At 48.7% G+C, this 21,200-nt stretch carries 22 protein-coding genes; 11 read left to right on the top strand and 11 right to left on the bottom strand.

Annotation, left to right across the window (positions count from 1 at the left end; translation table 11 throughout):
* Positions 1-107 precede the first annotated feature (107 nt).
* Positions 108-1,040: a ring-cleaving dioxygenase gene (locus tag KNO72_RS10395; protein ID WP_078147732.1), complete on the top strand. Its 933-nt coding sequence runs from the start codon at positions 108-110 to the stop codon at positions 1,038-1,040.
* Positions 1,041-1,062: 22 nt separating this feature from the next.
* Here the strand turns inward: KNO72_RS10395 and KNO72_RS10400 are convergent, their stop codons facing one another.
* Positions 1,063-1,503 carry an RrF2 family transcriptional regulator gene (locus tag KNO72_RS10400; RefSeq protein WP_078147731.1) on the bottom strand — a complete coding sequence of 147 codons (441 nt, stop codon included), beginning with the start codon at positions 1,501-1,503 and terminating at the stop codon, positions 1,063-1,065.
* Positions 1,504-1,689: 186 nt separating this feature from the next.
* On the opposite strand from KNO72_RS10400, the gene KNO72_RS10405 reads away from it, so the two are divergent.
* Positions 1,690-2,790, top strand: a complete 1,101-nt coding sequence (locus KNO72_RS10405) for a globin domain-containing protein (protein ID WP_214758106.1) — start codon at positions 1,690-1,692, stop codon at positions 2,788-2,790.
* A gap of 41 nt (positions 2,791-2,831) precedes the next feature.
* Here the strand turns inward: KNO72_RS10405 and KNO72_RS10410 are convergent, their stop codons facing one another.
* The 5 genes from KNO72_RS10410 to KNO72_RS10430 form a co-directional block, all read right to left on the bottom strand.
* On the bottom strand, positions 2,832-3,389 hold the full coding sequence (locus KNO72_RS10410; RefSeq protein ID WP_214758108.1) for a hypothetical protein: 558 nt from the start codon (positions 3,387-3,389) through the stop codon (positions 2,832-2,834).
* A 70-nt stretch (positions 3,390-3,459) separates the two neighbouring features.
* Positions 3,460-3,873 carry a DUF350 domain-containing protein gene (locus tag KNO72_RS10415; protein ID WP_034770831.1) on the bottom strand — a complete coding sequence of 138 codons (414 nt, stop codon included), beginning with the start codon at positions 3,871-3,873 and terminating at the stop codon, positions 3,460-3,462.
* A complete protein-coding gene (locus tag KNO72_RS10420) occupies positions 3,870-5,099 on the bottom strand; it encodes a glutathionylspermidine synthase family protein (RefSeq protein WP_078147728.1) in 1,230 nt (409 codons plus the stop codon). The genes KNO72_RS10415 and KNO72_RS10420 overlap by 4 nt, the downstream gene beginning before the upstream one ends.
* Positions 5,096-5,464, bottom strand: coding sequence for a lipoprotein (locus KNO72_RS10425; RefSeq protein ID WP_214730209.1), 369 nt, complete (start codon positions 5,462-5,464; stop codon positions 5,096-5,098). The genes KNO72_RS10420 and KNO72_RS10425 overlap by 4 nt, the downstream gene beginning before the upstream one ends.
* The gene (locus tag KNO72_RS10430; RefSeq protein WP_078147726.1) at positions 5,461-5,919 is read right to left on the bottom strand and encodes a hypothetical protein; all 459 of its coding nucleotides are present in this window, start codon (positions 5,917-5,919) and stop codon (positions 5,461-5,463) included. The genes KNO72_RS10425 and KNO72_RS10430 overlap by 4 nt, the downstream gene beginning before the upstream one ends.
* A 106-nt stretch (positions 5,920-6,025) precedes the next feature.
* Between KNO72_RS10430 and KNO72_RS10435 the strand changes: the two genes are divergently transcribed.
* The 6 genes from KNO72_RS10435 to desA all read left to right on the top strand — a co-directional run bounded on the left by KNO72_RS10435 (position 6,026) and on the right by desA (position 12,102).
* The gene (locus KNO72_RS10435; protein WP_078147725.1) at positions 6,026-7,045 is read left to right on the top strand and encodes an ion channel; all 1,020 of its coding nucleotides are present in this window, start codon (positions 6,026-6,028) and stop codon (positions 7,043-7,045) included.
* A gap of 11 nt (positions 7,046-7,056) precedes the next feature.
* The gene (locus tag KNO72_RS10440) at positions 7,057-8,184 is read left to right on the top strand and encodes a YfbR-like 5'-deoxynucleotidase (protein WP_078147724.1); all 1,128 of its coding nucleotides are present in this window, start codon (positions 7,057-7,059) and stop codon (positions 8,182-8,184) included.
* A gap of 129 nt (positions 8,185-8,313) precedes the next feature.
* Positions 8,314-8,646, top strand: coding sequence for a PadR family transcriptional regulator (locus KNO72_RS10445; RefSeq protein ID WP_214758110.1), 333 nt, complete (start codon positions 8,314-8,316; stop codon positions 8,644-8,646).
* Complete coding sequence (locus tag KNO72_RS10450; protein ID WP_214758112.1) at positions 8,643-9,170, top strand: DUF2812 domain-containing protein; 528 nt, start codon at positions 8,643-8,645, stop codon at positions 9,168-9,170. Before KNO72_RS10445 ends, KNO72_RS10450 begins: the two co-directional genes overlap by 4 nt.
* A 175-nt stretch (positions 9,171-9,345) precedes the next feature.
* Positions 9,346-10,887 (top strand): alpha-amylase, encoded by a 1,542-nt coding sequence (gene amyS, locus KNO72_RS10455; RefSeq protein WP_370148226.1) that lies wholly within the window; start codon positions 9,346-9,348, stop codon positions 10,885-10,887.
* A 201-nt stretch (positions 10,888-11,088) separates the two neighbouring features.
* Positions 11,089-12,102, top strand: a complete 1,014-nt coding sequence (desA, locus tag KNO72_RS10460) for a Delta(5) desaturase DesA (RefSeq protein ID WP_078147721.1) — start codon at positions 11,089-11,091, stop codon at positions 12,100-12,102.
* A gap of 35 nt (positions 12,103-12,137) precedes the next feature.
* Here the strand turns inward: desA and KNO72_RS10465 are convergent, their stop codons facing one another.
* Both KNO72_RS10465 and lipA read right to left on the bottom strand, forming a co-directional pair.
* Entirely contained in the window at positions 12,138-12,968 is an 831-nt protein-coding gene (locus KNO72_RS10465) for a lipoate--protein ligase family protein (protein WP_078147720.1), read from the bottom strand.
* Positions 12,969-12,985: 17 nt separating this feature from the next.
* Positions 12,986-13,921, bottom strand: a complete 936-nt coding sequence (gene lipA / locus KNO72_RS10470; RefSeq protein ID WP_324292278.1) for a lipoyl synthase — start codon at positions 13,919-13,921, stop codon at positions 12,986-12,988.
* A 288-nt stretch (positions 13,922-14,209) separates the two neighbouring features.
* On the opposite strand from lipA, the gene KNO72_RS10475 reads away from it, so the two are divergent.
* A complete protein-coding gene (locus KNO72_RS10475) occupies positions 14,210-16,159 on the top strand; it encodes a glycoside hydrolase family 3 protein (RefSeq protein ID WP_214758114.1) in 1,950 nt (649 codons plus the stop codon).
* Positions 16,160-16,201: 42 nt separating this feature from the next.
* On the opposite strand, the gene KNO72_RS10480 is transcribed toward KNO72_RS10475, so the two are convergent.
* Positions 16,202-17,047: a DegV family protein gene (locus KNO72_RS10480; RefSeq protein ID WP_214730213.1), complete on the bottom strand. Its 846-nt coding sequence runs from the start codon at positions 17,045-17,047 to the stop codon at positions 16,202-16,204.
* Positions 17,048-17,055: 8 nt separating this feature from the next.
* Complete coding sequence (locus KNO72_RS10485) at positions 17,056-17,904, bottom strand: lipoate--protein ligase family protein (RefSeq protein WP_371815846.1); 849 nt, start codon at positions 17,902-17,904, stop codon at positions 17,056-17,058.
* Between the two features lie 101 nt (positions 17,905-18,005).
* Here KNO72_RS10485 and KNO72_RS10490 point away from each other — a divergent pair, with 101 nt between their 5' ends.
* Positions 18,006-19,301, top strand: coding sequence for an HD domain-containing protein (locus tag KNO72_RS10490; protein WP_031422133.1), 1,296 nt, complete (start codon positions 18,006-18,008; stop codon positions 19,299-19,301).
* 22 nt (positions 19,302-19,323) lie between these two features.
* Positions 19,324-20,910: a Na/Pi cotransporter family protein gene (locus KNO72_RS10495; RefSeq protein WP_078147716.1), complete on the top strand. Its 1,587-nt coding sequence runs from the start codon at positions 19,324-19,326 to the stop codon at positions 20,908-20,910.
* Positions 20,911-20,949: 39 nt separating this feature from the next.
* Here the strand turns inward: KNO72_RS10495 and KNO72_RS10500 are convergent, their stop codons facing one another.
* Complete coding sequence (locus KNO72_RS10500; protein WP_012727443.1) at positions 20,950-21,138, bottom strand: 2-hydroxymuconate tautomerase; 189 nt, start codon at positions 21,136-21,138, stop codon at positions 20,950-20,952.
* Between the last annotated feature and the right edge of the window lie 62 nt (positions 21,139-21,200).

The following is a 21,200-nucleotide window of genomic DNA, read 5'->3' on the forward strand; positions in this document are numbered from 1 at the left end:
TTTCTAGTTTCTACCACTAGTGTAAAACAAACTTTACATAATGTAAAGAGGACTTTACTCATTTGGGGATGATACAATAACGATATAGTCGAAAGGGGAGATGAGGGATGAAGGTGATTAGTGGACAACATCACGTGTCAGCGATGACCGGGGATGCTAAGAAGAACTTGCGATTCTACACGGAAATACTAGGGATGCGGCTCGTCAAAAAGACGGTTAACCAGGATGACCCATCGATGTATCACTTGTTTTATGCAGACGAGACGGGTACACCTGGAACCGATTTGACGTTCTTTGAGTTACCGTTTCTCGGACAGACGTATCGAGGGTCAAGCAGTATTTCCCGGACAGCACTCAGGGTGCCGGATGGAGCGCTCGCGTACTGGCAGGAGCGTTTTGACACGTTCGATGTATCTTACGGAGAAATCGAGTCGGTTTTAGGAAGGGCAGCCCTTTCGTTCGAAGATCATGAGGGTCAACGTCTCTGTCTTGTAGAGGGAGGGAGCGGGACACCTTGGAGCAAAGGTCCAGTGCCAACGGACCTCGGCATCTTCGGTCTCGGGTTTAGTGAGTGGACGGTACGGCGGATTGACAAGACGGCACGGGTGCTGACAGAAGTTCTTGGCTATCGATATGTAACGACATTTGAACGGGATGGACATGACGTGCGTGTCTTTGAGACGGGCGAGGGTGGTGTGGCAACAGAGATCCATCTCGTCGATCGGCCGGATTTGCCATCGGAACGACCAGGGCGAGGGAGTGTGCATCATGTGGCGATTCGAGTGGAAGAAACAGACGATATGACGAAGTGGATCGAGAAGCTTGACGCACATGGAATCAGCCACTCTGGTCTTATTGACCGTTACTATTTTCAGTCGATTTACTTCCGCGAACCGAGCGGAATCTTAGTGGAACTGGCGACAGATGAACCGGGATTTGCGATGGATGAATCGCTTGAGACACTCGGAGAGCGATTGGCCTTGCCGCCATTTCTTGAGTCGAGACGAGTGGAAATCGAATCAAAACTAAAGTCTTTGTAAGCGGAAAACCCGACGGACCATTTCAGTCCGTCGGGTTTTGTACGCCTAATAACATGGCGAGTTCGTTCGTTCGGTTGACGACGAGATCCGCAATCGTGTAACGATCGAGTACATGAAGAAACGCCAACATGGCTTCATTCAAAACACCTCGTAAATCACAGGCAGGTGCGATGACGCATCGGCCTTCCCCGAAGCATTCCACGAGTTCGAACGGTTCCATCGTCCGAACGACTTCCCCTACATTGATGTCATCCATCGGTCGTGCGAGTCGAAAGCCGCCGCCTCGACCACGCACCGATTCCAAATAACCATATTTCCCAAGCTCATATACGACCTTCATGACATGGTTTTTGGAGATGTTATATTGGTCTGCCACTTCTTGAATCGTGACGAGCCGATGTGAAAACGTAGCGCTATACATCAATGTTCGCAGTGCGTAGTCACATGTTTGCGTGAGTCTCATCCATCATCACCTCTCGTTTCATTGTACAAGACAATCCCAAAAAGTGCGATTCGAACAAATGTGAAAGGGTAATGGCGAAAATAAGTCAGAAACGTGAAATCTACTTTAAACAAGTATTTAATATATTGCTTTAAAGTGACTTGTCTCACATAATGAACGTGTACAAAACAAAAGGGGGAAATTCACATGTTAGATCAACAAACGATTGAGATTATAAAGGCGACGGCACCAGTTTTGAAAGAACATGGTGTGACGATCACGAAGCATTTTTATCAACGAATGTTTGAACAAAATCCAGAAGTTCGTCACTTCTTCAACCATACGAATCAAAAGCGAGGACGTCAGCCAGAAGCACTCGCGAACGCGGTTTATGCGGCTGCCCTTCATATCGACCGACTCGAAGCGATTCTTCCTGCCATCCAACCAGCACTTCATAAACATAAAAGTTTGAACATCCGACCGGAGCATTATCCGATTGTCGGTGAGAACTTGCTTGCGGCGATTCAAGACGTACTCGGTGAAGCTGCAACACCTGACATCATCGATGCATGGGCAAAAGCTTACGGTGTGATTGCCGATGTCTTCATCTCACTCGAGAAAAAAATGTATGATGACGCGCCATGGGTCGGATTCAAACCGTTCGTCATCGAAGAAATCATAGTAGATACACCTGAAGTGAAACGATTCCGTCTCGTCGCGAAAGATGGAGTTATTGGCACAGCCATCCCAGGACAATACGTCTCGGTTCAAGCGCGCATTGCGGGAGAGGACATCCTACATCACCGTCAATATAGTGTCATCGAGACGACAGAAGACGGCTACTGGATTGCGCCGAAAGCGGAGGGACTCGTCTCAAACTGGCTCCATGAACAGACGGTCGGAACAGAAGTCCCGATGAGCGCACCAGCAGGAGAATTTATCCTTGAAACGTCTGATCGTCCGCTCACACTCATCGCGGGAGGAATCGGGATCACGCCCCTCTTCAACATGGCGAAGACGGCACTCGAACAAGGACGTCCTGTCACGTTATTGCACGCAGTTCGGAGTATGGACCTTCGTCCGCTCGGAGACGAACTCGATGAACTCGTGAATCAAGGGCTTAAACTCATCACACACGTGGATGACGTATCGGGTTGCATGAATAAGTCACACCTTGAAGCACTTGATGTGGAAGGGCATGATGTTTATACGTGCGGACCGAGTGCGATGATGGAGACGGTTGTAAGTGTGATTCCACAGGCACGATATGAATTTTTCGGACCGTCTGGAGTTCTTGCGACCAACTAAAAAAGACGACTGGAAAAAGTCGTCCTGATGCACAATATAGGTTATTCCGTGAGTTCACTTGAATGTATGACTTGTTTCTTGGCATCCAACGTCTCAAGCGACCACACATCATCTGTCCGTTTTGTTGTTTCGATGACATAAGTCATGGCGTAGCCTTCGTTCTCAGGATCGTTGACGAGAAAATCTTTTGAGACATTGTCACCGTTCAACCGTAAGTAAACAACTTCTTCTGGTCGGTCATTGAGACGTACACCGATATACTCGGTTTCTCCGTCTTCAAGCACAACAAAATCGAACGGTTGGTCTGGTGTCACTTGTTTCGTGACGGAGCCTGAGTTTCCTGTCGTGACATCGATTTCGGCTAAACCGATGACGGAGCGATCTTCGTTTGAATAAAAAGAAAGAATCGACTCTTCCCGATTATGAAATTCATAGGCGTACCAGTCATTCATCGTGATATAACGGTTCAGTTCTTTTTGGGCATTTTCGTATGACTTGTCAGTCTGAATGTTAGTGTAGGTGTAAAGTCCGACACCGACTGCGATGGCTACGATGATGAGACCGGAAACGATTGTGAGTAAGATGATTCGCTTCGACATGATTGTTCCTCCTGACTTTTATAAATACGAACACCCCATGCTTCGCCAATGCGTACATGGGGTGTTTGAATTAGTACGTCAAGCTCGCGGCGACGATGATGCCGACGACGAGTGATGCGGCGAACAAGCTGAAACCGATAGCCATGTTGCCGTTCTCGACTTCTTTTTCTAAGTTCACGCCTGGTGTAAGGACGTATTCGAACGTCCAGAACGCCAATACTTGGGCGGCGATCCCGACGAGTCCCCAGATGAATGCATCGAGCAAGTTGACGCTGTTCGCCCAGACTGTATAAATGACGATGGCAAGTCCGAGCGCTTTCCCCCAGAGTTTCAAGGCGACGGCCATGTTGCCTTCTTTGATTAACTTACGTTCTGAATATTTGGTCGTCAGGGCGAAGATGATGAGTCCCGCGAGAATGAGACCGAATCCTGTCCCGAGGTGGGCGAGGAAGCTTAAGATTGAATCGAGTGTGATGAATGTCATGAGTTCGTCTCCTTTTGTGTAGGTGTGCCAACGGCTAAGTAGTAAGATTGGTTGTTCGTGATCATGCTGCCGGCGCGAACGCCGAGTGCGGACGGGTGTCCATTCAAACAGAAACATCCGATCATGTAATGTGTCTCGACGCGACCCTTGACGGTCGTCGTCATCCGTTTCGGAAGTTCGATGAACTGTTGGTACACAGCCGTCTCTTCCGCATACGTTTGTAATGTTTCCCGGTGAAACGGTTGGCCATCTTTCGTATACAAGATGACGGAGTCTCCTTCACGTCCGAATGCCGGCTTTTTGACATAGTCCGATTCGCCAAGAAACGGTGTCTCATCTAAGTAAGTCGGTAAAAAATAGGTGTCGATGATGTCGCGCTCGGTTTCATCGAACAATGTCTCGGTCTCGTACAATTCCCAAATCAGCGCCTGTACGCCTTTCGATTGCATGAGAAACGCAGAGAGGGGATTGAGCAGCGACACGTGCTTTTCCAGGTTCAGTTCAAGTAACCGAATGCCAATCAAGTCTCCGTCTGCTGACCGGTCGTCCACAAGATGCTCGATCGGATATGTTTGACGATACAAGATGTCAATCCGTTCGCCCGATGGTGTGTAGACGCCGTCTTCGTCGACGAGTAGGGCGTGCAACGGTACGAATTCAGACGGTAAATCGAGCGTCTCTTGCAGAAATCGTGCCGTCCATTTGTCTTCGATGTTATCATCATGTGCCGTAAAGACGATTTTTGGTGTGCCTTCTCGTTTGAGTCGATTCCACGCGGCGACGATCGCTTTCCGCAGCTCAATTTTCAGTTGGGCGGTGGCTTCTCTGTTCGGGTCAAGGAGACCAAACTCGGAAGCGACCACGCCGTTCACGTCAAAGAGCTCCTTAATAAAGGTCGGCGTATCTGCATTGAACTCCATCAATTTGAGTTGACCGTCTTTCATGATCCAATCGTAACGACCGATGATCGTCTCCTGCGGCATCGTCTTCTCCCGTAAGAACGGCAGACTCGCCTCAGGGTAACCAAGCAGTAAGAGCGTCTCGTCAGGTAGGGTGCGTAACAATTGATTCGTCTTCCGAAAAATCGAGTCAACCGCCTCGGTTGCCTCTCGGACAGAGGCAACCTGCGAGGCGGTCATCTCAAAACAATCGTACAAGGCATATTCTTCATCGTTTAAATCGGGCCAAAAATAAGGGATTTGACTGTAAAGTTCGTCACGCGTCATCCGCCAAATCCACCTTTAGAGCCACTGCCGAGTCCAGATTTTGACGACCCAGAATTAGAGCCTTTCGATACGGAACCGGTCGCACCACCGTTGGCTTTGTATGTCTTATATGACGAAGAGCTCTTCAACGCATTTTTTGAGCGGAACAGGCTACCGAGTAAGAAGTAGCTGCCATAGTGCGGAGAGCGGTCGTCGTCACAATAATACGACTCGGTCTCGTCATTCCAGTCCCAATCGTCACATTCGTATCCGGTCGGTTCTTCCGGGAGTGCCGCCTCTTCATATTCATCCCCACCGCACGCGGCAAGGGAAGTGGTCAATACCGCAACGGATAGTCCGCTTAAAATTTTCTTGCTTGTCTTCATGTTGATTCCTCCAATTCATAACCAGTCGGTGTGACGTAGATAACATACACACCACGATCTTCATCTGTTTCTGCTGAATCGCGTTCATATTCTTTGCCGGCGACATATAAATACTGGCTCCCGAGCATAGCGAGCGCATCGAGGTGACGGTCGACGTAATAGGCCTCGAGTAACGGGTTGTCAAAACGGTCGTCAAGTGTACGAATCTCGACCTTGATCTCACTCGTTTCGTGTTTGTCGATCAGTCCTTCTGTGTAACGGTCGACATAAATCAAGAAGTATTGATCACCTTCTAAGGCGGATGAGCGTTGTTTATAGGTCATGCCGTCTTTGACGAAAAACTCACATTCACGACGAGCTAGCACTTCGTCTAAGCCGAGAGACGTGTAATGGTATAGTGGTTCGAACGATAATTCATTTTTATAGAGACGATACTCTAAGACGATGGAGTTCATAAGTCAGTCCTTCCTTTTTTCTTCTTATACGGAATCACCATCAAAATGGTTTCGTGAATCTTTTTGTGGTTACGTTTAGTATATAAGAGAGAAGGAGGGGGAAACAGTGCATATCTTATTTCGTGTGTGGAAAGGGTTAGCGAAATTATCATTTTTGAATGTCGTCTTAGCTTCGATTGGCATCATTATCTTAGGAACCGTGCTCGGTTATGTTTTAGAACCAGAGACATTCAGATCATTGTTTGATTCGTTCTGGTGGACGATGACGACATTGACGACCGTCGGATACGGGGACTTTTATCCATCCTCCGTGGCAGGGCGATGGCTCGGGATATTCTTATTCCTATTCGGGATTGGGATTATCGGGGCGTTGATTGGAAAATTGGTTGAAATCGGTGCGACGTTTCAACGGCTAAAACGGGAGGGAAGACTAGTGTATCGTGGAGAAGGACATTATGTGTATATCGGGTGGTCCCCGAAGACGAAGAAAGCAATCGATGAAGTGCTTAACTACGAACCGAAAGCAGAGATCGTATTGATTGATCAGTTAGTTGAGGAACCGTACGTGCACGATCAAGTTCACTTCGTATCAGGCGATGCTTCGGATGAAGCGGTATTGCTGCAAGCAAACGTCTTGAAGGCGCGACGCGTCGCGATTTTTGCGGATGCCCGTATCACGGAGACGTTACTCGCCGATGGGAAGTCGTTATTGATCGCGTCAGCGGTCGAGGCACTCTCTTCTGAGTATCAGGTGGACTTGCACACGGTCGTCGAAGTGTGTGAAGAAAGAAATATCTCGAAATTCAAACACGTCCGCGTCGACGATTTTATTTTAGCGAACGACTCGGTCTCCCTCTTGATGGCAAAAGCGACGTTACAACCTGGAACGACAGCAATTTTCCGTCAGTTGCTGAGCAAACAGTCAGGTGGGAACATTCAAGCGTTGAAACCAAAAGTCGAGTGGCAGAATGTTCGACAAGCAAATACAGCGTTACTTGAATCAGGGGTGACACTCATCGCGGTCAATGACCGCTTGGATGTGGCGACGATGCTCGATTTGCCGCTTCAGGAAACAGACATGTTATATGTCGTCTGTCATGACGATGTATTTGAACGATTATCGTAAGGAGTGAAACCATGCATAACGGAACGTTTATCCGAAAGATGACACGCATGCAAAACGTGCAACGATGGGACGAATATGCCCCCCATTATCATGATAATGCAGCGAGTCACAGCTTTCGTGTCGCGGTCTTCAGCTTGATCGCGGCTTATGTGGAAAAAGAGAACGGGCGTGAAGTCGACTTGCTCGATTTGCTCGGGAAAGCCATTTTCCACGATATGAATGAAGTACAAACGGGTCCGATCATGCACCGGACGAAAAAAGAACCGACCTTGATCGGTCACATCGAGCGTATGGAACGAACAGCGAGTCTCGGTCTTGTCGAGCTGCTGTCGCAATCATTACGTCCTCACTTTCATCGTTTCGTGGTGGAAGCGGAAGATGATTCGTTCGAAGGTCGAATCGTGGACGGGATTGATTCGTTCGATGCGATGTTGTTCGTGCGACGAGAAGTCGCGCACGGCTCTCCGCACTTTGATGACAAACTAGAAGAGATGAAAGCCGCACTCCGACATCATCCGATTGATTCGGTTCGCTGGCTGTTCGACCAGGTCGAGGCAGAAACGGATGTGTTGCGATTCATCGAGAACGTCATGCGGATGGATAGTGTCCGTCGCTGGAAAGGTCGCTTTAACACGATTGACGACAACGATGCGATTCATGGTTTCCGGGCTGCCGCGCTCGGTATGTTCAGTGGGCTCTTAGAGCGTGAGAAGTACGACGTCGATGTCGATGTCGCCGAACTCGTGGCTCGTCTTCTCTGTCACGATTTAGTTGAAGGGGTGACCGGAGACGTGCTCGGTCCAGTCAAACATTCGACGCAAGAGACGGGGGCTGCGTTTGAGGCATACGAGCGAGCGGAAAGTGAACGTCTGCTTGGACTGTTGCCTGAGTATATGCAACCGGCGTTCCGTCGATATATGGCTGACTCGAAAGACGATACGTATGAGGGAATGCTCGTCGATATGATGGACAAGCTTGATGCGCTCATCAAGATGAACATGGAGCGGAAGATGAACGGGGCCGAGTATGAGGTCACGTATCGCGAGCAGCTCCGTAAAGTCCAGATGCGATATGAGAATCCAAGCATGATTTTCTTCCTGGCGTATATCTTGCATGATTTAGACTATGTCACTAGTTAAAACCGTTTATCTTGAAGTCGCATACCTAAAAGGGTGCGGCTTTTTTTATATCATTTATTGACATATATCATTTAACGATATATATTGAGTGTAAGAAATATATCATTCAATGATATAGGAGGTGGAAAGATGCCGCGAACGGACTCATTAGAGTTAGGGGAACTGACGGATAGTATGTTTTATATCCTGTTGGCGCTCACGACGCCACGTCATGGCTATTTAGTCATGCAATTTGTCGAAGAGACCACGCGAGGGCGAATGCAAATTGGTCCGGCTTCGATGTATACGATTATCAAAAAGTTGTTGAACGCCGAACTGATTGAACCGATGGATGGGGACAAAAAGAAAAAGAACTATCGAATCACGAATAAAGGCCGCTCGATTTTAACGGATGATGTGAAGAGACGACAGGCGATGGTCGAAGATGCCTGTGCCATTTTGGATATGGAGGGATCAAGATGAGACAAAAGTATATGTCGAGCTGGGGATTGGCGTTTGCTGAAGAGCGTGAGATGCGGAAACTAGAACGAATGGCGGCCAAGGGATGGCATTTGAAGAAGTTTGCCCCGCTAGGATACACGCTCGTTGAAGGGGAACCGGAAGACGTTCAGTATAGTTTGGACTATCGTACTCGTCCAGACGAAGACTACTTTGACCTGTTTGCGTCGAGCGGGTGGGAACATGTCACATCAACCGGGGATGAGATTCATATTTTCAAAGGAAATCGAGATGCCAAGCCGATTTACTCGGATGTCGAAACAACAGAGGAAAAATATCATGAGATGGAGCGTCAGATGGGAAGAGCTGCGCTCATCCTAGGTATTTTATGGATTGCACTCTTTTCGTTGTTTCAGTTTGATTGGCCAACCGTTGTCGAGACAATATTGATTGGGATTCAACTACTCGTGACGATCGGTCTTGTGTTTACAGGACTTCCGTACATCGGCTACCGTTTCAAACGCAAACGAATTAGCCGGGAAGGATGACTAGGCGGATGGCACAAGCCATCCGTCTTTGTTTCGTTCGACTGAACTATTCGAATGAGAAATAGTTAGGGAGAGAGAACTGTTTATTAGTGTCTATCTATGCAACAAATTAAAAATCCTTCACAATAATTAATGCAAGCGTTTTCGTTAACTATTTGAGGAGGAATGAAGGATGTTGAAGAAACGACAAGGGATTGCTGTCCTAGCTGGAGTGACATCGATTGCACTGCTTTCAGGGCAACCGGTCGCACAGGCAGCGACCCCACAGAACGGTACGATGATGCAATATTTTGAATGGTACGTTCCAAACGATGGGCAACACTGGAACCGACTCTCGAATGATTCGCAGCATTTGAAAGACATCGGGATCTCCACGGTTTGGATTCCGCCGGCATATAAAGGGACGTCTCAAAATGATGTTGGATACGGGGCCTATGATTTGTATGATTTAGGAGAATTCAATCAAAAAGGGACGACTCGGACAAAGTATGGAACAAAAGCGCAGCTACAGTCGGCGATCTCCAACTTACGCGGGAAAGGGATTGGCGTATATGGGGATGTCGTCATGAACCATAAAGGCGGAGCGGATTATACCGAGTCCGTTCAAGCGGTCGAGGTCAATCCTTCTAACCGAAATCAAGAGACGTCTGGGGAATATGCCATTTCTGCCTGGACGGGATTCAACTTTGCGGGCCGCAACAATACATACTCCCCGTTCAAGTGGCGTTGGTATCACTTTGACGGGACTGATTGGGATCAGTCACGGAGTTTGAGCCGTATCTACAAATTCAAGAGCACGGGTAAAGCATGGGACAGTGAAGTGTCGGGTGAGAACGGGAACTATGACTACTTGATGTACGCCGATGTCGATTTTGAGCATCCGGAAGTACGTCAGGAGATGAAAAACTGGGGGAAATGGTACGCAGATTCACTCGGATTGGACGGCTTCCGACTTGATGCGGTGAAGCATATCAATCATTCATACTTAAAGGAATGGGTGACGAGTGTTCGTCAGGCAACCGGAAAAGAGATGTTCACTGTTGCGGAGTATTGGAAGAATGACTTAGGGGCCATCAATGATTACTTGGCCAAGACGGGCTACACTCATTCCGTATTCGATGTACCACTCCATTACAATTTCCAAGCGGCAGGGAATGGTGGCGGTTACTATGACATGCGGAACATTTTAAAAGGTACGGTCGTCGAGCAGCATCCTACACTCGCTGTCACCATTGTCGACAACCATGACTCACAACCAGGGCAGTCACTGGAATCAACGGTCGCGAATTGGTTCAAACCGCTTGCCTATGCGACCATCATGACACGCGGTCAAGGATATCCAGCACTCTTCTACGGAGATTATTATGGAACGAAAGGGACGACGAACCGTGAAATCCCGAATATGTCAGCGTCGCTTCAGCCGATTTTGAAAGCGCGTAAAGATTTCGCCTACGGTACACAACATGATTACATCAATCACCAAGACGTCATCGGGTGGACACGTGAAGGGGTGACGGACCGTGCGAAGTCTGGTCTTGCGACGATTTTGTCGGACGGATCAGGCGGGTCGAAATGGATGTATGTCGGAAAACAGAATGCAGGGGAAGTGTGGAAAGACATGACAGGAAATAACGGACGTCTCGTGACGATCAATGCGGACGGTTGGGGCGAGTTCTTCGTCAACGGTGGCTCGGTTTCCATCTATACGCAACAATGAATCAGTTAGACTTGTCTCTAAAGATAGGGGCGAGTCTTTTTTCTGAATTTTCACCACATAAGTTTTATACGTGATATAATGACCTAGTGTTAATTCTTGATAGGGAATACTTCCGATCCATGAATTCACATTGAACAACGTTGGTTGTTGGTTTTATCTATATTTTTGCGTTGTGACGCTGTTGAATTCAAGGAGGTTGTTATGAGTAAAGAAAAGATTGCCCAATTAAGAAAGCACGTCTCGCCGTTTGAAAAGTCCGATATTCGGATCAGTGTGCGGCAGATGATCAATACGATTTTACCGTTTCTCGTATCGTGGTTTTTAGCGTACCAACTACTGAGTGTCTCGATTTTCCTGACATTGCCGTTCACGCTGATTGCAGCAGGATTTGTCGTGCGGATGTTCATCATCTTCCATGACTGTACGCACGGTTCATTCTTTAAAAATAAGAAGGCGAACGCCATTGTCGGAACCATCACAGGGGTCTTGACGTTATTCCCATACGAGAAGTGGAAGCGGGAGCATGCGATTCATCATGCATCGAGTGGAAATTTGGATAAACGGGGTGTCGGCGACATCTGGGTCATGACGATTGAGGAGTACATAGAAGCGTCAAAATGGACTCGTTTAAAGTATCGCCTATATCGTCATCCGCTCGTTATGTTCGGTCTCGGACCACTTTGGCTTATTCTCGTCACGAGTCGTTTCAACCGAAAGGACGCGCGGAAAAAAGAACGACACAACACGTATCTCATCAATATCTCTCTCGTCGTCCTATATAGCGCGCTCATCTATCTGATTGGTTGGCAAGCGTTCTTGATCGTTCAAGGCACGACGATGTTCATCGCCGGTGTGCTTGGAATCTGGTTGTTCTATGTCCAGCATACGTTTGAAGATTCATACTTCGAAGATGAGCAGGAGTGGGATTATGTGAAGGCGGCCATTGAAGGAAGTTCGTATTATGAGTTGCCGAAAGTGCTTCAATGGGTGACGGGGAATATCGGATTCCACCACGTGCACCATTTGAGTCCACGCGTGCCGAACTACCATCTAGAGAAAGCACATACGTCGACACCGCCGTTACAACGGGCAACGACAATCGGACTGTTTTCAAGTTTGAAATCGTTACGTTACAAATTGTATGATGCGAACAACAAAACATTCGTCACGTTCCGAGAAGTGCGCCATCTGTTGCGCCGAACAAACACGGCATAAAAAAAGATTGTCCCTGATCAAAAGGGACAATCTTTTTAGCGTTTCCAGACCCATTCATCACTCTCGTACTTCTTGACGAGCAAATCGATTTCGGCTTGCTGTTCTTTCGTGAAGACAAGCGGTTCGAACGTTAACGAGAACGCGTCCTTGAAACCGGTCTCGAATGCGGCCGCTACTTCGTCAAAGGAAACGAAACGCTTTAACGTGTCGTTCAAGGCGACGGCTTTTTCGCTGAAGCGGGTTTTGGCTTCGTGTTTCTCCGTCTCATCCATCGCGAAACAGTCAAACAACACCTCATCATCGACGGAGAGAGGAATCGAACCATGTTGAAGCACGGCCCCTTGATGGCGCACTTGTGCACTACCCGCGATCTTCTTCCCGTCGACAGCAAGCTCATAGTATGAAGCAGCATCGAAGCAGACAGCCGATTTTGGTTTGCGGAGCGCTTCGCGATCCTCTTCCGTCAATGGCACCGAAAATTCGGCGGGGACGCCGAGTTCGTGATATCCGCGACGAACCCCTTCCGTGAGTAGGCGATAGCTCTCGATGATATTCGTCGGGAGGGCAGGGGTCGATTCAGGCAAGATGACGCTATACGTCAACTCATCCGCATGCAACACGGCACGTCCCCCTGTTAAGCGACGAACGACCGGAATATTGTTCGCTTTGAGGGCGTCCCGGTCCAAGTCACGCGTCGCTCGCTGGAAACGTCCGACGCTGATTGCATGAGGTGCCCATGAATAAAAACGAAGCGTCGGTTTGAGCTCTCCCTTCGCGACCCAATTGGCGATGGCTTCATCAATCGCCATATTTTCGGCCGGGGAAGTCGATTCAGTTCTAAGTAAATGCCACGTCGTACCAGTCATAATCTCTCTTCTTTCTGTTAGTCGATTGGCAACATCGTGTGGCGACGCGCCTTGTGTACTTGCTCATCCGCATGGTATGACGAACGGACGAGTGGACCAGCCTCACAATGTGAGAATCCTTTTGATAGAGCAATCTCTTTCAACTCGGCGAACTCGTCTGGATGGTAGTAACGTTCCACCTCAAGGTGTTTCTTCGTCGGCTGCAAGTATTGACCGAGCGTCAAAATATCGACATTGTGCGCGCGTAGGTCATCCATCGCTTCAATCAATTCCTCTTTCGTCTCCCCAAGTCCGACCATGATCGATGACTTCGTCGGGATATCCGGGTTCAATTCTTTCGAACGCTTCAAGAACTCGAGTGTGCGGTCATATGTTGCTTTCGCACGAACTCTCGGTGTGAGGCGACGGACTGTCTCTAAGTTATGGTTCATGATGTCAGGACCCGCATCAATCAACGTCTGCAAGGCAGAGAAATCACCCATCATGTCTGACGGGAGCACCTCAATCGATGTCTCCGGGTTCATGGCGCGAACCGCGCGAACCGTTTCTGCGAAGACGGTAGCCCCGTAATCGTTCAAATCGTCACGTGCGACAGCCGTGATGACGACGTGTTTCAAGTTCATGAGTCGAACCGATTCGGCGACACGTTTTGGCTCTTCCCAATCGAGCTCGTTCGGTTTTCCGGTCGTGACGGCACAAAAACGGCAAGCACGTGTACAGATGCTTCCGAGAATCATGAAGGTCGCAGTCCGACGTACTGCCCAACATTCATGGATGTTCGGACATTTTGCTTCCTCACATACCGTATGTAAATTTTTCTCGCGCATCATTTTCTTTAGGCCGGTATACGTGTCGTTCGTGTTTAATTTAATCTTTAACCATTCCGGCTTACGCTTCAGTTCCCCTCTTGCCACAATAATTTCCCCCTTTTTGAAAGTTAACCTGTAACGAATTGAGTTTACCAAAAAACGAATCAAAAACGAACCACAGAAATTATTGGTTTTGCCAATACAGTTCACTGTGTATCAAAACAGAAACATTGTTTCAAAATGGTTACGCTTTCACTTGAACAATTGTTTCTAAAAAGTGGAGTTGCTATACTGTTGTTGACCACCTGAATAAGGACCAAATGTAACTGATGCGATCAGGCATGGGGTGAACGAGCGTTGATGAGGCAACGCTTCTTCCTCCATGCCTTTTCGTTTGGGGGTCAGCCAAATTTGACTAAGGGGAGTGGGAACATGAACAAGGCACTGAATTGGACGGCAACACTCGGATTGACGACGGCATTGCTCGTCTCGTCGGTTCCAGCAGCAGACGCGGTCGTGGCGGAAGGGACGCCGACGATATCGATTGACCAGCGCGTCAACACGAAGCTAGAGTCGATGACGCTCGAACAAAAAATCGGGCAGATGATCATGCCGGACTTCCGATTATGGAACGGGGCGAACCATACATCTCTTGCACCGGAAGTGGCGCGTGTCATCGATCGTTTCGATCTCGGTGGAGTGATATTGTTTGCTGAGAACGTGAAGGAAACGGAACAGACGACGAAACTCGTTCATGATTTGCAAGAAGTCGTGAAACAAGATGCCAGCAATGATGTCCCGTTATTCGTCACGATCGACCAAGAAGGTGGGATTGTGACACGACTTGGGACGGGAACGAATTTACCGGGGAATATGGCACTCGGGGCCACACGTAACAGTCAATATGCCTATGATGCAGGGAAAATCATCGGTTCTGAATTGAACGCACTCGGGGTAAACGTGAACTTCGGACCGGTACTTGACGTCAACAACAATCCGGGGAATCCGGTCATCGGCGTCCGTTCGTTCTCGAGCGACCCTGAACTAGTCGGGGAACTCGGTTCCGCGATGACACAAGGTATTCAAGACCAAGGTGTTGCCGCAACGGCGAAACATTTCCCAGGTCATGGCGATACGGCCGTCGACTCGCATTATGGGTTACCGGTTGTCGATAAATCACTCGACGAGTTGCGTGGTCTCGAGTTGTTACCGTTCAAACGTGCCATCACAGAAGGAATCGACATGATCATGACGGCGCATATCGGGATGCCACAAATCGAGGACGAGGTCGTCGAATCAGAACGCGGCACGTTCCCACTCCCGGCGACGCTTTCGGATGATGTCATCACGGGAGTGCTTCGTGAGGGACTTGGATATGAAGGAATCGTGGTGACCGACGCACTCAACATGCAAGCCATCGCAGACAATTTTACGGAAGCAGAGGCGGTCATCAAGACGTTCGAAGCAGGGGTCGACATCGCGCTCATGCCGACGATTTTACGCTCGGAAGCAGATGTGATCAAACTCGAAGCAATCTTTGAGGAAGTCATTGCGGCAGTGAAGGATGGACGTTTATCGGAGGCGACCATCGATGAATCAGTGGAACGCATTTTAAAACTGAAAGCAGAGCGTGGCATTTGGGGAGAAACGACGGACTCCACGACGCTCGAGATGAAGCTCGCAGAAGCGAATGCGACGGTAGGAAGCGCTGAGCATAAAGTGAAGGAACGTGAAATCGCGGAGGCGGCAGTCACTCTCGTGAAGAACGAGAAGAAGACGCTTCCATTCAAACCGAAAAAAGGAGACACGGTGCTCGTCTTGTCGCCAGCGAAAGACCAAACGGATAGCATGGTGAAAACAATCAAGTCACTAGAAAAGAATGCAGGGAATATGAAAGACGTGAACGTCATCACGGCCAACTACTCAGCATCAACGCCGCGTCTAAATCAAAATCCGGCACTACGGCAACAAGTTGAGGTGGCTGACTATATCATCGTCGGTTCGAACGTGAACAACAGCGCGAAATTAAAACCGACATCAGCTGATCATTATGTACCGGCCGAAGTGTTCCGTTATGCAAATGAGACAGGGAAACAATCGGTTTTACTCAGTTTGCGCAACCCATACGACATTGCCGTTCAACCGGATGCCCCGGCACATCTCTTAATCTATGGATTCAAAGGCGATCCGAACGGTCCAGATTCGGAGGCGGGCAACTTGAAGTCGGCAGGTCCGAACTTACCGGCAGGCATTCGTGCCATCTTCGGTGAAGTGAAGCCACAAGGGAAGTTGCCGGTAGATGTACCGAAATTTGTGGACGGTGTGTTCCAAGACGAAAATTACGCGCAGTTCGGTGATGGATTTAAAAACTGGAATCGCTAAAACGAAAATGAGCTCGCCCGAAAATTGGGAGAGCTCATTTTTTCATGCCTCGAAATAGGCGATGACGAGTAGACCGGGACCGGTGTGGGCACCGATGGCAGACCCGACCAGTGTCTTCGTGATGTGCTTCGGTTCGAGATGTTCGCGGACTATCTTCTCGAACTGTTCGGCTTTTTCTAGGTCGTCACCATGACCGATGAAGAGGTCTCCGTTCTCGACGATCGACTTCGATTCGACTGTCCATTCGACCATCCGGCGCATGACCTTTTTATGACCACGCACCTTTTCAATCGGGACGAGCTTGCCGTCCTCGACCGTCAATAACGGTAAAATCGTCAACAAGTCTCCGATGAAAGCACTCGCCTTCGAGACACGTCCGCCCCGCATCAAATATTCGAGCGATTCGACCGTGAACAAGTGGCGGACTTTGCCGACGAGTGAAGTAGCATACGTGACCGTTTCTTCGTACGTATGGTCTTGTCCGTACTCTGCGACCGTCTTGACGAACAATGCCTGTCCGACAGAGGCGGTCCGTGTATCGAGAACCGTGAATGTACTGTCTGGATATTCCTCTTTCAACATTTCGCCGACCATGACAGCGGTTTGGTATGTACCGGAGAGTCCTCCGGAGAAAGCGAGATATAAGAACGGGATTCCAGCCTCGAGATGCTGACGGAAACAGTGTTCGATTCGTGATGCCTCGATTTGGAACGTTTTTGGCGTCTTGCCATGCCGCATCGCTTCGTATACTTCTTTTGGTTGAATCGTCTCACCGTCTAAAAATTCTTCGTTGTCGATGATGACACCGAGCGGTAAAATCTCAAGACCATATTCGATGATTTGATCGTGTGTCAAATCGGCTCCGGTGTCTGTGATCAGTTTAAACATTGGATGAATCACTCCTCTGCTAGTTGTTGTTCAATGTCGCGTAACGGTTCATTCCGTTTCCACATGCGTTCGAGCTGACTTGCAAACATCGTTTGCTCGTCTGCCGTTAATGTCGCGTTTTGGAGCGAACTGACAGTGGAAAGAACGCGGTAGGCCCGAGTGAGGACGTCTTGTACGGTAAGTGGGATCCCAAGCAAGTCTTCAAGTGAAGCCATCGTTTCCGGTACAATGGTTGGGTACGTGAACTTTGTCTCATCCCCTTGGATGGCAAGGTCGTAAAAGTCACGGATGATTTCAGCACGTGCGCTTCCGCTCTGTCTTACGCTCAAGTAAATTTGAACGGCCACACCGCCACGGACGCGTCGTTGCGAAATCCCAGCGAACTTTTTGCCGTCGATCGACAAGTCGAAACTTCCTGGACAGTATGAACCGACGACTTCACCTGGGACGATGTCATTCGTGACGTCTTGGAACATGTGTTGGATGAGCGAGGTCATAGCCTCATAGCCGCTGTCGATTTGAATCCCGTCCTTCTCTGGTAAAATTAAAGAAAGGTTGAGGACGTCATCGTCTAGCACCACGGCTAAACCGCCTGAGTTTCGGACGACGGGACGGAATCCATGTTCATGTAAATAACGAATTCCCTCTTTCAAATGAGGCAGCCGAGCATCCTGGATTCCGAGTACAATCGTATCGGTGTGCACCCATGCCCGCAAGACGGCACCTCGTTCTTGCGTTGACGCACATAACGTATCATCGGTCGCAAACGATTGTTCCGCTTGAAACATCGTGCCAAGACTCGACTGATCGATGATGCGATAGCTCGGTTGTTGTAACAATGGATGGATCATATACATTAATTCCTTTTCACAAAAAATTTTCCTCCTCATTATAGCATGGAGGGAACGATTCGTTTGAAGTCGAATCTAGAACATAACGAAACGTAGGAGGGCATGTCATGTACTCGTCTCGAGGACAACTATCTGGATCGAAAGTATTTAAGGATCCGGTACATCGATATATTTATGTTTACGATCACCTCATTTGGGAGTTGATCAATACGAAAGAATTTCAGCGTTTGCGTCGTATCAAACAACTTGGAACGTCTTTTTTGACATTTCATGGCGCGGAGCACACGCGATTTCATCACTCGCTCGGCGTATATGAAATCGCACGCCAGTTAATCGATCAGTTCCAACAGTATCCGGAATGGGACGACCGCGACCGTGAACTACTGTTGGCAGCAGCGCTCTTGCACGATGTCGGACACGGTCCATTCTCGCACGCGTTCGAGCACGTCTTTTCCGTTCGTCATGAAGTGTGGACGGAGCGCATCATTTTAGGGGAAACCGAAGTAAATAGGGTTTTATCTGAGATGGGTGTCGGGTTTGCCGAAGAAGTGGCCTCCATCATCAATAAGACGCATCCGAATCGCTTGATCGTCAATATGCTCAGCTCACAGCTTGATGTCGACCGGATGGACTATTTGTTACGCGACGCTCACTTTGCGGGTGTCAGTTATGGAAAGTTTGATTTAGAACGCATGTTGCGCGTCTTGCGTCCGGATGAAGACCAAGTCGTGGTCAAGCAGTCTGGGATGCATACGATTGAAGACTATATTATGCGTCGCTATCAAATGTATTGGCAAGTGTACCTTCATCCGGCGACACGGTCGAGCGATCTCCTCTTGAAAGCGATTCTTGAGCGGGCACAGGAGCTCTATGAGAGTGGATACGAGTTTAACATGACGCCGAAACACTTCTTGCCGATTTTTGAACGCGCCGGTATGTCACTCGAACAATATTTGAAATTGGATGAGACGGTCGTCTACTTCTATTTCCAAGAATGGATGGAAGAAGACGACGCGATTCTAGCCGATTTGGCGAGTCGATTCGTGAATCGCCGATTATTAAAATATAAGAACTTCCCGGAAGCGAATCGTGTTCGTTATATGGAGCGCTTGCGACAGACGATGGAGACGATTGGGCTTCCACCGACATACTATCTGCTTGAAGATCAATTGAGTCAGTTGCCATACGATTTATATAAAGGACAAGGCAAATATGAGGGGATTTATTTACAGATGAATGACGGGGAGCGAAAAGAGATTTCAGAGGTCTCGATGCTCGTCCAGTCGATTTTGAACTCGAGGCAGTCGGATGAAAAAATTTATTATCCGGAAGATGTGTTGTTGAATTTAAAAGATTATGCGAATGAAAAATCGTGGATTTTATCGACATTGAAGGACGATTAAACACGCAAAGGGGCGTGACACGATGGAGATTGCGACACTGATTGGTGGAATCGGGATTTTTTTACTCGGGATGACGTTACTGACAGATACGCTCAAAAAATGGGCTGGTACACGATTGCGTCATCGGTTGAATCAATTCACCGACGGCTCTTTATCAGGGGCGACTCTCGGCGCAATGCTGACGACCCTGTTTCAATCTTCTTCGGTGACGACACTGATGACGATTGGGTTTGTGAGCGCGGGGCTTCTCACGTTCACGCAATCGTTACCTCTCGTAATTGGCGCAAACGTAGGCAGCGCGACGACGGGATGGATCATTGCCATCCTCGGCTATAACTTAGACGTGCGCCAGTTGTTTTTGCCGATCATTGGAATCGGGATGGCGTTTCGTCTATCCAGTCCGCGCCTTCGCCGTGTGGGACTGTTGCTCGTCAGTATCGGGTTGATCTTTGTTGGGATTGGGACACTTCAAGAAGCGATGCGGGATGTCGTCACGTTCTCGTTTGGCTCGGCCGGTGAGATGACCGTTCTGCATCAGGCACTTCTGATTGGAATCGGATTTATGATGACCGCCGTCCTTCAGTCATCGACGATTGGACTCGTGCTAACGATGACGGCTCTCGCGACGGCGGCGATTTCACTCCCGCAAGCCGCTTATTTGGTGCTTGGTCAAAGTGCGGGGACGAGCCTCGTCGTGGCACTCGGTTCAATCGGAGGCTGGAAGTCAGCCCGACGCATTGTATTGGGGCATGCCATCTACCACGTGTCAATCGTCCTCATTGGATGGCTGACGTTCCCTGTTCTCTTCGAGGTCGTCAATCGAGTAGCCGATTGGTTCAACTGGAACGACTTATTACGTCTCGCCTTATTCCATACGACATTCCATCTACTAGGTGTGATCTTATTCCTACCATTTTATCAAACGTTCGCACGGCGATTACTGAAGTGGATTCCGAGTCGCTCCGAAAAATTGACACGTCTGCTCGATAAAAACATGTCACAACTCCCGACGGTCGCTCTTGAAGCGGCACGACGCTCTTTACTTGAAATCGAACGATATTTAGGAAATGAGACGGAATTGCTTGTCCGAGAGGGACGTCTTCGTGAAGATGAATTGACGCTCGTCGACAAGACGTTGAGTGATGTCCGTGTCTTTTTGAGCACGATACGTCTTGAAGATGAAGGAAAGCAAAATGATTATGGCCAACATCTATCCCTCTTGCATACGATCGATCATCTGGAACGCTGGTTATATGTCTTGCGAGAAGTCGAACCGGTCCACGCACTTCGGGACACCGACTTTTTAGCGGCACGAGAACTCGTATTGCATGAGCTTGACCTTGTGAATCAACTGAATCATCATACGCCACCAGAGGATTCGAAGCTGTGGAAACAGGCCTCAAAACAACTGGCGGAATATCGAAAAGCACATCGCTCGGAGCTGCTAGAAGAAACGGCGGCGAATCAGTTGGAGATGGACCAGACAATTCAAAAAGTGCAAGTACTGCTCTGGCTCGACCGTATCGGCTACCACATCTGGCGAGCGACACGTCACTTGATTAAGCCGACCGTACCGAGTGAACGGTTCGACGTGAACCGAGAAGACTAGAACAAAAAACGGACTCCATATCAGGAGTCCGTTCGTCGCTTACTTCTTATCTGCGTGCATCACACCGGCTTGTCCGTAATGTGTCGCATCCATCTCTTCGATGAAGACGGTGATGTTTTCTTTTGGCGCATTCGTCGTTTCGGAGACGGCATCCGTCACCTTTTCGATTAACGCGCGTTTTTGTTCCACGGTACGGCCCGGGAGCATTTTTACAGTTACATAAGGCATGGGTCATTCCTCCTTTGCTGAAGTCTCTTTCATTGTAGAGAATCCCCTTCCTCTAGAAAAGA

This window comes from Exiguobacterium sp. s123, from assembly GCF_018617075.1.
In the GTDB taxonomy this organism is placed as follows: Bacteria; Bacillota; Bacilli; order Exiguobacteriales; family Exiguobacteriaceae; genus Exiguobacterium; species Exiguobacterium profundum.

What these genes read in the sequence shown, in the direction of transcription:
- KNO72_RS10395 (WP_078147732.1), top strand. Translation starts at nt 108, where the DNA reads ATGAAGGTGATTAGTGGACAACATCACGTGTCAGCGATGACCGGGGAT.
- KNO72_RS10400 (WP_078147731.1), bottom strand. Translation starts at nt 1,503, where the DNA reads ATGAGACTCACGCAAACATGTGACTACGCACTGCGAACATTGATGTAT.
- KNO72_RS10405 (WP_214758106.1), top strand. Translation starts at nt 1,690, where the DNA reads ATGTTAGATCAACAAACGATTGAGATTATAAAGGCGACGGCACCAGTT.
- KNO72_RS10410 (WP_214758108.1), bottom strand. Translation starts at nt 3,389, where the DNA reads ATGTCGAAGCGAATCATCTTACTCACAATCGTTTCCGGTCTCATCATC.
- KNO72_RS10415 (WP_034770831.1), bottom strand. Translation starts at nt 3,873, where the DNA reads ATGACATTCATCACACTCGATTCAATCTTAAGCTTCCTCGCCCACCTC.
- KNO72_RS10420 (WP_078147728.1), bottom strand. Translation starts at nt 5,099, where the DNA reads ATGACGCGTGACGAACTTTACAGTCAAATCCCTTATTTTTGGCCCGAT.
- KNO72_RS10425 (WP_214730209.1), bottom strand. Translation starts at nt 5,464, where the DNA reads ATGAAGACAAGCAAGAAAATTTTAAGCGGACTATCCGTTGCGGTATTG.
- KNO72_RS10430 (WP_078147726.1), bottom strand. Translation starts at nt 5,919, where the DNA reads ATGAACTCCATCGTCTTAGAGTATCGTCTCTATAAAAATGAATTATCG.
- KNO72_RS10440 (WP_078147724.1), top strand. Translation starts at nt 7,057, where the DNA reads ATGCATAACGGAACGTTTATCCGAAAGATGACACGCATGCAAAACGTG.
- KNO72_RS10445 (WP_214758110.1), top strand. Translation starts at nt 8,314, where the DNA reads ATGCCGCGAACGGACTCATTAGAGTTAGGGGAACTGACGGATAGTATG.
- KNO72_RS10450 (WP_214758112.1), top strand. Translation starts at nt 8,643, where the DNA reads ATGAGACAAAAGTATATGTCGAGCTGGGGATTGGCGTTTGCTGAAGAG.
- desA (WP_078147721.1), top strand. Translation starts at nt 11,089, where the DNA reads ATGAGTAAAGAAAAGATTGCCCAATTAAGAAAGCACGTCTCGCCGTTT.
- KNO72_RS10465 (WP_078147720.1), bottom strand. Translation starts at nt 12,968, where the DNA reads ATGACTGGTACGACGTGGCATTTACTTAGAACTGAATCGACTTCCCCG.
- KNO72_RS10475 (WP_214758114.1), top strand. Translation starts at nt 14,210, where the DNA reads ATGAACAAGGCACTGAATTGGACGGCAACACTCGGATTGACGACGGCA.
- KNO72_RS10480 (WP_214730213.1), bottom strand. Translation starts at nt 17,047, where the DNA reads ATGTTTAAACTGATCACAGACACCGGAGCCGATTTGACACACGATCAA.
- KNO72_RS10485 (WP_371815846.1), bottom strand. Translation starts at nt 17,904, where the DNA reads ATGTATATGATCCATCCATTGTTACAACAACCGAGCTATCGCATCATC.
- KNO72_RS10490 (WP_031422133.1), top strand. Translation starts at nt 18,006, where the DNA reads ATGTACTCGTCTCGAGGACAACTATCTGGATCGAAAGTATTTAAGGAT.
- KNO72_RS10495 (WP_078147716.1), top strand. Translation starts at nt 19,324, where the DNA reads ATGGAGATTGCGACACTGATTGGTGGAATCGGGATTTTTTTACTCGGG.
- KNO72_RS10500 (WP_012727443.1), bottom strand. Translation starts at nt 21,138, where the DNA reads ATGCCTTATGTAACTGTAAAAATGCTCCCGGGCCGTACCGTGGAACAA.